4 protein-coding genes are annotated in these 12842 nt (G+C 55.7%); all 4 read right to left on the reverse strand.

What is annotated here, in order from left to right:
- Positions 1-317: 317 nt before the first annotated feature.
- Genes GON22_RS19755 through GON22_RS19770 form a run of 4 tightly spaced genes read right to left on the reverse strand, consistent with a single transcriptional unit; the run spans position 318 to position 12838 of the window.
- A complete protein-coding gene (locus GON22_RS19755; protein ID WP_160397841.1) occupies positions 318-1154 on the reverse strand; it encodes an ABC transporter permease in 837 nt (278 codons plus the stop codon).
- Positions 1141-2091: an ATP-binding cassette domain-containing protein gene (locus GON22_RS19760; RefSeq protein ID WP_160397842.1), complete on the reverse strand. Its 951-nt coding sequence runs from the start codon at positions 2089-2091 to the stop codon at positions 1141-1143. Before GON22_RS19760 ends, GON22_RS19755 begins: the two co-directional genes overlap by 14 nt.
- Positions 2088-2849, reverse strand: a complete 762-nt coding sequence (locus GON22_RS19765; RefSeq protein WP_160397843.1) for a thioesterase II family protein — start codon at positions 2847-2849, stop codon at positions 2088-2090. The genes GON22_RS19760 and GON22_RS19765 overlap by 4 nt, the downstream gene beginning before the upstream one ends.
- The gene (locus tag GON22_RS19770) at positions 2846-12838 is read right to left on the reverse strand and encodes a non-ribosomal peptide synthetase (protein WP_160397844.1); all 9993 of its coding nucleotides are present in this window, start codon (positions 12836-12838) and stop codon (positions 2846-2848) included. The genes GON22_RS19765 and GON22_RS19770 overlap by 4 nt, the downstream gene beginning before the upstream one ends.
- Positions 12839-12842 lie beyond the last annotated feature (4 nt).

Raw genomic sequence — 12842 nt, forward strand, 5'->3', positions numbered from 1 at the left:
AAAAAATGTGGTAAATAAACCGATTTAGGATCTAAAAAAAGACATCCGCCTCTAAAAAAAGGAGGTAGATGTCTTTTTTACAGTTTCGCGAGATAAAAGTGTAAGGTTTTTCAGTGGCCTCGGTTTTTCTGCCCTATTGGCGCTCAAGCGCGCTAGCTTGCCGTTTAGGGCAGGTTTTCCTGCCCTATTGGCGCTCAAGCGCGCTAGCTTGCCGTTTAGGGCAGGTTTTCCTGCCCGCTAAAGTAAAAAGGCTGTCGAGACTTTCTCGACAGCCTCAAAGAAACAGAGCAAAACTTCGCTTCTGCTCTGTCCGCCACTTATTTTTCAAGCCGCCAGTCCATTTTATGCGAAACAAGCCATAAAGATACCGTAATAAATCCAAGCAAGACGAGGGCATCCACCGTAACCCCCATCGTCCAAGAGCCTTGAAATAGGAGCCTCAGCCCATCCGCTGCATAGGTGGTCGGAAACAGGTAGGATATCACCTGAAGCGGCGCCGGAAGCTGATTAATATCGATCATCACAGGCGTCAAGAAGTTCAGAAACACCATCAACAGGTTCGTCAGCATGTTCGCTAAATCTTGATTCGGCGATAAGAAGCCAATAAGTGTGCCAAATCCGGCTGAGCCCGCTACAGCCAGCAGCACCATCGGAATGAGGCCAAACGACAGCTGGATTTGCACATCATACACCAGTTGCCCCACGATCGTCATAATGATTACAGAAGGGATAGTCATCAAAAAACCGCGCAGCATAAAGGCGAACAAAAAGTTGATTTTGGAAATTGGCAACGATGCGTAGTACGTAAAATGCCCCTGCTGCCTGCTCCAAGCAATATGGTTGCCTAAACCGTTAATGCCCATGATGATAATCGGGAAAATGATGTTGCCGCTAACGATCCGCATAACGGCATCCTCGCTCGGCGATTCCAGAAAAAATTTCATAAACAGCAGCGTTGTAAACGGAAATACCGATGCCAGTATAATAACCCACATCCATGTTTCCCTTACTTCTGCATATTGAATGCGCAGCAAATATGCCATTTCGGTCCAATATGCTTCAAGCCTGCCAGCAAGCGAGGATGGCTTCGCCGTAACCCACGCAGATGGAGGCCTAGCCGCTGCACGGCTTTCCGCAGATTCAATTGGATTCATCAGCTACATGACCTCCCAGCTTCAAATAAACGTCCTCCAAGCTAGGCGGAACGATTGTGTAAGCCGTGCATGCAAGCTCGTCGAGATGCTCCGTAATGCGCGTCACAATATGGCCTACCTCCGTGCGGCTGGCCAGCATTTGGAGCCGATTGTCACCGATCGCTTCCGCCGTTCCCCACTGTTGAAGAATGGCCTGCGCTCCTGCACGCGCCCCGTTTTCTAGCGTCAGCTCGATTTTCAGCCGAGGGTCTACACGATTTTTCAAATTAGCGACCGAGTCAATGACTTGCAGTTTCCCCTGGTTAATAATCGCAACGCGGTCAACGACCTGCTCGGCTTCGAGCACATTGTGGGTCACCAGAAGAACGGTTGTCCCGTTCTCCCGGTTTTTCTCATGCACGATATCCCACACTAACCTGCGCTTAATCGGATCCAGTTCGTTCGTCGGCTCATCAAGAATGAGGACGGGCGGATCGCCCACCATTACTGCAGCAAGGCCTGCAAGGCGCCGTTGGCCGCCGGAAATCCGCTTAATCATGCGGTCTGATAAGCTCCCTAGCTCTAGCCGCTCCAGCCATATGCCGGTGAGGCGCTCCGACTCCTGCCTTGAGATGCCGCGCAGGCGCGCCGTGTACAGCACCGCTTCGCGCACGGTCAGATTCGCCAGCGCCCAAGCCTCCTGCGCATAATAGCCCACATGGCGGGCCACCTCCCGCGAGTGGCGAATGACGTCGCGCTGGAACAGCGTAATCGAGCCCGAGGTAGGCTTGGCATGCGCCATCATCTGCTTTACCAGCGTCGACTTGCCAGCTCCGTTAGGGCCGAGCACCGACAGAATTTCCCCTTCCTCCACGTCAAACGAAATATCGTCGTTCGCTAGCCGCTTGCCTTTCTTGTACACTTTCCGCACGTTTCGAATTTCGTAAACACTGTTCACGCGTAACCTCCTCGTATCGGCGGACGGCTCTGGATGGCAGTTGCTCCAGAACCGCTCGCGGCCATTAAATCTTTCTGCAAGGTTGCAATTACGGCAGGCGTCTGCTCGTAGAGGAAGAAGTGCCCGCCCTTAAACTCGCGATAATGGCATTGGCCGCTTGTCACCTGTGCCCACTCGTCCATGCGCTCGCGTGTCAGCTCATCCTCCTTGCCCGTCCAGACGAATACATCGGACGTAAGCGGCGGAGCAATTTCGCCATAGGCGTACGTTTCGATCAAACGATAATCCGACCGGATAATCGGCAGGAACATGGCCATCAGCTCGGCATGTTCGAATACCTCATCAGGGGTCAGCCCTAGCGCCCGAATTTCGTCCTTGAACTCCTGGTCCGGCAGTTCATGCAGTTGCTTTCGGTCTCTCACTACATGTGGAGGCGTCCGGCCGGAGAAAACGCTCGCTACCGGTTCCCGGAATCCCATCCGCTTAATATGCCTGCACATCTCATAGACGAGCAGCGTCCCCATGCTATGGCCAAGCAGGGCATAAGGATCCGTCCCCGCTTCTTTAACTAGTGCCGGATATAAGTCCTCAACTGCAGCTTGTACACTGTCATAGAACGGCTGCCCTGTCTTCGGGCCATGCCCGCGGAGCTCTAATGGGCATATTTCGATGCCTGGCCCAAGCAGCTTGCGCCATCTGCTATACCCCATCGCCGAGCCCCCGGCATGTGCAAAACAAAACAATTTAATGATCGTCATCTTACGTCAGCTCCTGTTACCGCATTTTGCTCGTTCATGCTGCTTGCCAGCAGCGCAAAGGCTTGCTCACGCCATTCCGGCAGCAGTGCGGCTAACCGTACCTGCATGAGCCCAATCCGTTGGGCAAGCTGAAGGGAGAACGTGCCATACTCGGAGTTTAGCAGATGTTGGCAATCTTCGTAAGCGCCCGATAGCGTCCCGATCATTTCTTGAACTGGCAGGGAAGCGCCCCGGAACGGTTCGAATTGCTGCCCCAGATCGTCGAGCAAATCCCGCAAGAAGACAAAATTGTATTTCCAATCGATAGATACGGCCTGTATAAGCGATAAGTACGAGGCATCATCTAGCGATGGCGGTCCAGCCTGAAGGACACGACCCCACTGTGCAATGGCGCCAACGCCCGTAAATCTTGTATAAGCCTGCCCATTCCACTCATAAGGCTGGCTTTCCACCGACAGAAGACTGTTCATCTGCTCGATGAAGATGCGAAGCGGCCACTCTGGATCAGCAGGGCGCTCAGCAAGCGGGCGTTCCGAATGGAATACGCGGTAAGCATAAGCCGCCCACTCCGGCCGATCGTCCAAGCACGCCATGCTCCGGTAGCCCGTGAACGAGTCATATAAGTCCTGGCGTGGAACTTCTCCCATAAAGCCGAAGCTTGCATCGTAAACGATATACCCGCGTTCCGTCTTGTCAATAACCAGCAAGGAATGGTCAAATGCCATGCGGGATGAATTGGAAGCTGCAATCCGTTCCCGGCATTCTTCATCTGGCAGGCGGTAATCAGACGTATAGTTCAAGAAATAGGAAATGCCGCCAATTGCCGCGACCTCCCCATTAGCTAGGGATTGGTCGATCGCTTCGATCCCTTCCTCCAAGGAAGGATAGGATTTGAACTCGAATGCGATGCCTGCTTCCGCCATCAGCTCCGCCAATCCCATTGCAGGAACGAAAGGAAGCTTGCGGCAGAGTGATGCCTCTGTGCCTGCCCCTGTCCCCTTGTGCTCGAACTCCAGCGTCGGCAATACTAGCCCATCAGCCGCTGGAAGAATGGACCGGGCGAGCGGGAAGCCATATTGATAATGGATTTTTTCGTATAAGACCGCATTAAAGCAAGGATAGTAATACGGATATTGATAGCTGACGCCGAATTGCTTATTGTATGTCCGCTTCGGAGCCGCAGCCGTAACCGCGGATACGTCAATCGCGTTAACCGCTTGTTGGCGTTCCTTCAATTGGCGGATCGTAGGGTAGTCCCATATATCCTTGACAGACAGCCCCATCTGAAGCGCGTTCGTTCTCGCGACCACTTGAATCGCATGCAAGGAATGGCCGCCAAGCTCGAAGAAATTATCGCGTACGCTCACGCGGGCTACACCTAACACCTCTTGCCAGATCGCAGCTAACAATGCCTCCATCTCATCCTCTGGACCTTCATAATCCACCGCCCCTGACGGAATGCCAGCAGGCGCAGGAAGCGCTTGGCGGTCCAGCTTGCCATTTGGCGTGAGCGGCAATGCGTCCATCTGCACGAAATGCGATGGAACCATATAGCTCGGCAGTTGCTGGGCCAACGCTGCCCGCAGCTCGGCCGTGCCTAGCTCGCCTTCCGCCGTGTAATAGGCGCACAGCACCTTGCTTCCCGTTTCGTCCTCTCTTGCGATGACCGCAATTTCCCGTACAGCCGCGAGCTTCCGCAGTTGATTCTCGATTTCGCCAAGCTCGATCCGATAGCCGCGAATCTTAACCTGATGGTCAGCCCTGCCCAGGCATTCCAATGTGCCATCCGGCAGCCACCGCGCGATGTCGCCTGTGCGGTACATGCGCTTTCCTGGCTCGAACGGGTTGTCTACGAATTTCTCCGCCGTAAGCGCCTCGCGATTGAGGTAGCCTCGTGCCAAGCCATCGCCTGCGATGCACAGTTCGCCGACTGCGCCAATTGGCTGCATGCGCCCGCCGCCATTTACAACATAAATCTGGGTATTTGCAATCGGCGTGCCAATCGTAATTAAGCCTTGTGCTGGAACCACCGACATGGAGGACCATACCGTCGTCTCCGTCGGCCCGTACATGTTTAAAATTCTCGCATCCGCCGCGTTGCTTATTTCGTCCCGGAGCTTCGGCGGCAGCGGTTCTCCGCCGACCAGCACATCCGTCAGCTGTTTAAGGGCTTGCCTGTGATCAGGATCATTCATCCACAACCGCATGCGGGACGGCGTCATCTGGACGATATGAACGCCATGCTGGCTTACAAGGCGGCTAATTCGAACCGGATCACGCTGGTCCTCGTCGCTTCCCAGAATGACCGTGCACCCTTGCGTAAGCGGAACGAGCGACTCCAGCACGAAGATATCGAATGAAACCGTCGTGAGCGACAGCAGCTTGCGGCCGGCTGACATATCGATCTGCTCAGCCATGCCGATGATCAGGTTGACCACGTTTCGATGCTCGATCATGACGCCTTTGGGCAGGCCAGTCGAACCCGATGTATAAATGACGTAAGCAAGAGAATCTGACGAATGAATCGGCTTGACATTAGTGGCAACTGCGTGTTTGGCATGTTCACCCTGCCCATCGGCCGTTTGGCTGCCTGCATCAATTCTTATGCCTTCGAAGAATGGCAGCTCCAACTGGCCATCCACATACAGATGGCTTGCCCGGCTATCCTCCAGCATGTAACGAATGCGGTCCTGCGGGTACTCAGGATCAATCGGCAAGTATGCGCCGCCCGCTTTCAAAATGCCCAGCATGCCGATGACCAGCTCAGGCGACCGCTCGACGAGCAGGCCGACAATGCTGTCCGTGCCGACGCCTTGCCCGCGCAATAAGGCAGCAGCTTGATTCGCACGCGCGTTCAGCTCCCGATAGGTAAGCTCTGTATCCGCATAAACCAATGCAATAGCATCAGGCGTACGTTCAGCTTGCTCCTCGAATAGCGAAGTAATCGTATGCTTGCGCGAATAGCCCCGCTCCGTGCGGTTAAACGCGTGAAGAACCTGCTCTGTTTCTGGCGGCGTCATAATCGCAAGCGACCCAATCGGCGCTTCTGGCTGATCCACGATGGAACGCAGCAATTGAACGAAGTGATCTGCCATGCGGCGCACAGTCTCTTCCTTGAACAAGGAGGTGCTGTATTCCAATGTAGCGTGCAGCATTTGATCCTGCTCAACGATGGAGAGCGTCACGTCGAACTTCGACACAGACTGCTCGAGCTCGAACGGCTGGAACGCCAACGAATCGACGGCTAACGTGCCCTCCTCGGCATTTTGCAAAATCAACATTGTATCGAACAACGGATTTCGGCTGAAATCACGCGTCGCATGCAGCTTTGCCACCAGCTCCTCGAACGGGTACTCCTGATGCTCGAACGCCTTCAACGCATTCGCTTTCACTTCTTCCACATACGCAAGAAACGGCTTGTCTTGGGACGGATAATTCCGCAATGCCAGCGTGTTAATGAACATGCCGAACATCGGCTCCAGCTCCGCTGTCACCCGGCCTGCAATCGGCGTTCCGACGACGATGTCCTCTTGCCCCGTATAATGGTGCAGCATGGACGTATACGCAGCCAGCAACAGCATAAACAAGGTGCCGCCTGCCTGAGCCGCTACTTGGCGCACTTGCTCTGCCAGTTCCCGCTCTACAGCAAACGTGACCGCCGCTCCCTCAAAGCTGCGAATGGCCGGCCTTGCGTAATCGGTTGGCAGCTCCAGCACAGGCAGCTCGCCTGCGAACGTATCGAGCCAATAACGCTCTTGCTCGCGATAATGGCCGTCCGCCATCCGCTGGCGTTGCCATACTGCATAATCGTTGTACTGAATGCGCAGCGGAGGCAGCTCCTCGCCCGCATACAATTGAGAAAACTCCCGCAGCAAAATGCCCATTGACGTGCCGTCGGTCACGATATGGTGCATATCGAACAGCAGCAAGTGCCGATCTGGCGACAGCTCGCACAGCTCCATGCGATAAAGCGGCGCCTTGCCCAAATCAAACGGCTGGACGAATGCGCGAACCTTCCGCTCGATATCGGCTTCATTAAGCTTGCTGTAAGCTAAGCTGAACTGCGCTTCCGGATGGATGCGCTGTACCGGCTCTCCGCCGATCATCTCAAAGCTGGTCCGCAGTGCGGCATGGCGTGCGGCTAAAGCGCGGAACGTTTCCTCTAAGCGCAGGCGATCTGCTGCTCCCTCGACCATAATCGCTGCTGGAACGTTGTAGCCGGTATCGTTGCCGACCATCTGATTCAGAATGAACAGCCTCTTTTGGGCAAAAGAGAGCGGGTAGTACGGCTGCTCATCCGCAACTGGAATCGCAACGTAATCGAGCTGCTGCATGCCAGCAATCGCTTCTGCCATCTGCGCAAGGGTTGGGTATTCAAATACATGCCGCAGCGGGAAGCTAACGCCCATCGCTTTATGCACCTTTGTCGCTAACGACGTGGCACGCAAGGAATGGCCGCCAATTTCAAAGAAGTGGTCGTGCACGCTGATTCGGTCTAGCCCGAGCACATCTGTCCAAATTTTCGCCAACTGCATCTCTGTCTCCGTCCGAGGCGCCACATAGGCTGTGCCCATGTCCACGCCTTGCTCCGGCTCTGGCAGCGCCTTGCGGTCAATCTTGCCATTGGAGGTAAGCGGCAGCCGCTCCAGCTGAACGAACGCCGAAGGGATCATATAGCCCGGCAGCCTGCCCGACAGATGCTCGCGCAATTGCTGTGCAGAGAGCGGCTCGCTTGCCGCGACGTAAGCGCACAGGTAGGCGTTGCCCTGGCCATCCTGCTTCGCCAGCACGACGGCTTCCCGAACCTCTGAATGCTGCACAAGCTGGCTCTCGATCTCGCCGAGCTCGACGCGGAAGCCGCGGATTTTGACCTGATGGTCTTTCCTTCCAAGAAACTCCATCTGGCCACTCGGCAGCATGCGCCCTAAATCGCCCGTCCGGTACATCTGTTCATTCGGCCCATTGCGGAACGGATTCGGCACGAAGGCGTTGGCCGTCTTCGCTTCATCGTTCATATACCCGCGCGCTACGCCGACGCCGCCAATATAAAGCTCGCCCGCCACACCGAAAGGCACGGGCTTGCGATCATCATTCAAAATATAAAAATAGTTATTGTTCATCGGCATGCCGTAAGGAATGCTCGTCTGCGTCTTGGACACGGCTTGAACCGGATAGTAGTTCGACCAGACCGTCGCCTCCGTCGCCCCGCCCAGCGCAATGACTTCAGCATTCGGGAAGAAGCTGCGAATCGCGCCCGGGAGAGGGACAGGAATCCAGTCTCCGCTCATGAACACAAGCCTCAAATCATGCTGGACAAAGCCCGGCTCCTCCTGTGCGATCATGTTGACGAGGTGGTTCATCGTCGAAGGCACAGAATCCCAGAACGTGATGTTTTCCTCTCGCATAAGGCGAATAAGCTCCTCATGGTTTTGCACCTGCTCCTGCCTTGCGATGACGATTTTGCCGCCGCATGCGAGCGTGCCGAACACGTCGTAGACCGACAGGTCGAAGCACATCGAGGTGATGAACAGCAGCGTATCCCGCTCCCCAACTGCAAACCGCTCATTCACCCACTGAACCAGATTGACTGCCGAATGATGCTCAATCATAACGCCCTTCGGCACGCCAGTCGAACCTGACGTATAGATGATATAGGCAAGGTCTGCCGCATCCTTCACCAGCCCAAGATTCCCGCCGTCGTATGAGGCCTGGCCACCGTCAGCTAGCACGATTGTATTGTTCAGCCCAAGCCCATAATCGCGATCTGCAAGCAGTGCCACGATCTCCGCATTGCCTGCGATATATGCTTTGCGGGTATCTGGATAAGCCGGGTCAATCGGCACGTAAGCCGCGCCTGCCTTAAGGATGGCGTACATGCCAGCAATCATGTCGAAGCCTCGTTCTGCGATTAGCCCGACGCGATCGCCTGATTGGACGCCCCGGTCCATAAGCAGCCGTGCAATTTGATTCGCCCGATGGTTCAGTTCAGCATATGTGAGCGTATCGCCGTCTTGTTTCAAAGCGATATGATGCGGCGTCTTCCCTGCTTGTTCTTCCAGCAATTGATGCAGCGTAGAGGTGCGGGCATAATCCGTTTCCGTATCGTTAAAATCATAAACAATCCGCTTATGCTCCGTTTCCGACAGCAGCGGAAGCTCCCGCAGGCTCATCGCCGGATTCGCCGCCAATTGGCACAGCACGCGCACATACAGCTCGAACGCCGTTGCGATTTCCGACTCGTCGAAGTAGGCTCTCGCGTATTTGATCTGGATGTTCATTTGGGACATCGCGCACGACACTTCAAGGTCGAACAGCGTATTCGTCATTTCGCTAGAGTCCAGCTGGAGCTGGCGGCCTGACCCTCTAATGAACGCATTGTCTTCCAGCCCGTCCATGACATGGAAGTCCGTGAAGTTGAACAATGCGTCGAAGATCGGATTTTCCCGGTCCCCTCTTCCGTCGCCGATTTCTTGTGCGATATCGACGAGGAATAGCTCATTCGCGAAGGCGGCATGCAGCGACTTCTTCACCTGCTCGATCAGTTGAATCCCTGTCCACCCACGGTCCACTTCCAGCCGGAACGGGAGCGTGTTGAGGAAGCAGCCCAGCATCGCATCGCCGTCCTCGATTGGAGGGCGGTCATGCGTGACGATGCCCGTCACGATATCCTGCTCGGTCGTTAGCGTGTGCATAACGAACACGTACGCGGCAAAACAAATATCCCGCGTCGAATACGCGTGCTGCTGCGACAGCCGAGCGATGGCCGAGCTGGTCGCTTCGTCTGCCTGCTTGCGGTAAATCGCGATGCCGGACGCCTCCGCAATTCGCTTGCCTGCCAGATTGAACGGCAGCTTATTGCGTGTGTACCCGCTCAAATAATCCTTCCAGAAGCGTCCCGTCTCCTCGGACGATTGCCGTGCCATTTGGATCGCGACATAATCTTTGTAGCTCGCTTTGAGCACAGGGCTATGAACGGTTTGCCCGGTCAAAATCGCGCCGTATGCTTCCGTCAGCTCCTTATTGAACGAAGCTACGCTCCAGCCGTCAAGAATGGCGTGATGGAACGAAAGCACGACGCAAAATTCGCTTGCGCCGAGCATGAACAAGCGCAGCCGCCAGAGCAGCTCGCCGCCGCCGAAGCGGAACCGGTCCTTAAGATCCTGCTCCATGTTGGCTCGAATCGCCTGCTCCTGTGCCGCCTCTCCAGCGCCAGATAAATCCGTCAGTTCCACTTGGGGCAACCGTCCGCCGTGCACAATTTGAATCGGAGTGCTGTAGCGTTCCAGTTCCATCGAAGTGCGCAGAATCGGATGGCGCAAAACAACCCTATGAATCGCTTGCTGGAATGCCACCCAATCGAAATTCGGCATATCGAGCATGAAATAGAACTGGTCATGGTAGATCGGCTCCTCTGGCATCATCTGCGAGTAGAACACCATACTCTGCTGAATGCTGCTTAGCGGGTACCAATCTTCGGCGTCCGCCGGAAGCGGACGCTCTGCCGTCTCAGCGGCAACAGCTGCCGTGAAATCCGCCATTAGCTGCTCGCCGCTGGCTTGGCTGCTTGCAGCGGATGACCGTGCAGCCAGCATAGCCGCCAGGCCAGCAATCGTCGGATCACGGTAGAAGTCTGCGACTGCGACCGCCAGCCCTAGCTGGGACTGGATTTTGCTAATAATCCGTATGACCTTGATGGAGTCGCCGCCAATTGCGAAGAAGGAATCATCCAGCCCGACCCGCGGCAGCTTCAATACATCCTGCCAGATCGCAGCCAGCTGCTTCTCCACTTCGCTCTGTGGCTCCCGATAAGCCGCGCCTGCGGAAACGCTAGCCTGCGGCTCCGGCAGGGAACGGCGGTCGATTTTGCCATTGGACGTCAGTGGCATCCGGTCAAGCTGCACGAAATACGCCGGAATCATATAGCTTGGCAGCTCACGCGCAAGCAGTTCCCTAAGCTCGCCCGCCGTGTAAGGCTGGTCCGCTACAAAATAAGCGCAAAGCTCCTTCTGCCCATCCTCGTCTTCCCGCGCGATGACGATTGCCTCACGTGCGCCTACTTTCAACAGCTGCGCTTCTATTTCGCCCAGCTCGATGCGGTAGCCGCGAATTTTGACCTGATGGTCGATCCGCCCCAAATACTCTAAGTTGCCGTCGGGCAGCCATCTCGCCAAATCCCCGGACCGGTACATTCGCTCGCCAGGGGCAAAAGGATGCTCGATAAACTTCTCCGCCGTCAGCTCAGGGCGGTTCAGATAGCCCCTCGCCAGGCCATCGCCAGAAATATGCAGCTCGCCAGGCACGCCGATCGGCTGAAGCCGGCTGTTCCCATCCAGCACATAGGCGCGCAATGTAGGAATAGCTGTGCCGATATTGCTCTTTGCCTGTGCGATCTCAACCTCTGTAATCTCCTTATACGTCACGTGAACGGTCGTCTCCGTAATGCCGTACATGTTGATGAGCTGCGTGCCCGGATATTTAGCTCTCCAGTTTCTAAGCGCATAAGGGCTTAAGGCTTCTCCGCCGAAAATAACTTGCCGCAAGCCCAATCGGCCTTCGGCTAACTCATCCTCTTGAATAACCTGATAGAACGAGGTCGGCGTCTGGTTTAATATCGTGACCTGCTCGTCTTGCAGCAGTTGGCGGAACTGCTGCGGGCTTCTCGCCGTCAAGGCAGGCACGATAACGAGCTTGCCACCGTAAAGCAGTGCACCGTACATCTCCCATACGGAGAAGTCGAAGCAGAACGAGTGGAATAGCGTCCATGTATCGCTTGGCCCGAAGTCGAACAGATTGCGGCTGTTGAACAGCAGCCGCACGACATTCCGATGCTCGATCAGGACGCCCTTAGGACGCCCCGTCGAACCGGAGGTATAGATGACATAAGCGAGATGGCCCGGTCCGGACACGCTCGCCAGGTTGGAACCATCCGCAGCGTAGGACGCTTCTTCGTCGAGCGCAGTGATACGGCCGCTGAACGCGGACAGGTCCGCCTCAGTGCGCTGTGTGAGCAGCAGCTTAATGCCCGAATCGTCCAGCATGTAGGCGATTCGCTCCTGCGGATACGTTGGATCAATCGGGACGTAAGCCCCGCCCGCTTTGAGGATCGCGAGCATGCCGACAATCGTATGAATAGAGCGATCAGCGATGAGGCCGACCAATTGGTCGGCTTGCACGCCTTGCTCACGCAGCGTACGGGCAAGCTTGTTCGCCCGGCTGTTCAGTTCAGCATACGTCACGCGGCTGCCTTCACAGGCAATAGCGATCTGGTCCGGCAGAGCCGCTGCTTGCTCCTCAAACAGCTGATGAATCGTCTTCTCCCGCGGATATTCCGCATCCGTATCGTTAAAGCCGACCGACAGCAAGCGCCTTTCCTCTGCGTCCAACAGGTCGATTTCGCTTAACGCCATGCCAGGGGATGCCATCACTGCGGAATAGAATCGTGCCAACTGCCCCGCGATGGCTTCCACCGTCGATGCGTTGTATAGCCCTGCATCGTAGCCGATAGCGATTGTCAACTGATCCTCCGCCGTGGCAAAGGAGAAGCCGAGATCAACATCCCATGCCCCTTCTTCCGGCTGGTCCTGAATGCTTTCGAGCATGACAGCGACGCCATAACGGTTTTGATTCAGTCCGCTAGCTCCCTCGTGCCCGTGTGCTTCCATAACCGACCGCTTGATCGCGGCCAGCCAGTCTTTATAGGCCATATCACCGCTTTGTTCAATCCCAATGCCCAGCAAGCTGTTTGTATCGAGCCCATCGCTGCGGAACATCGGCGTACCGATGACAACTTCGGCTTGGCGGGCATATTGGCTCAATAAGTACGCAACGCCGGACAATAAGATGAGAAACAGGCCGTGGCCAGAGCCTCTGCTCGCTGAGACCAGCTGGGCAGCCAGCCCATCAGGCAGCGCCTGGCCCCAATTCACCATCATCCGTTCGCTGCGGTCGGAACGTGCCATATCGTAAGGGAAGGAGTAAAGTTCCGTCACCCTA

Source organism: Paenibacillus sp. MMS18-CY102 (assembly GCF_009789195.1).
GTDB lineage: Bacteria > Bacillota > Bacilli > Paenibacillales > Paenibacillaceae > Paenibacillus_T.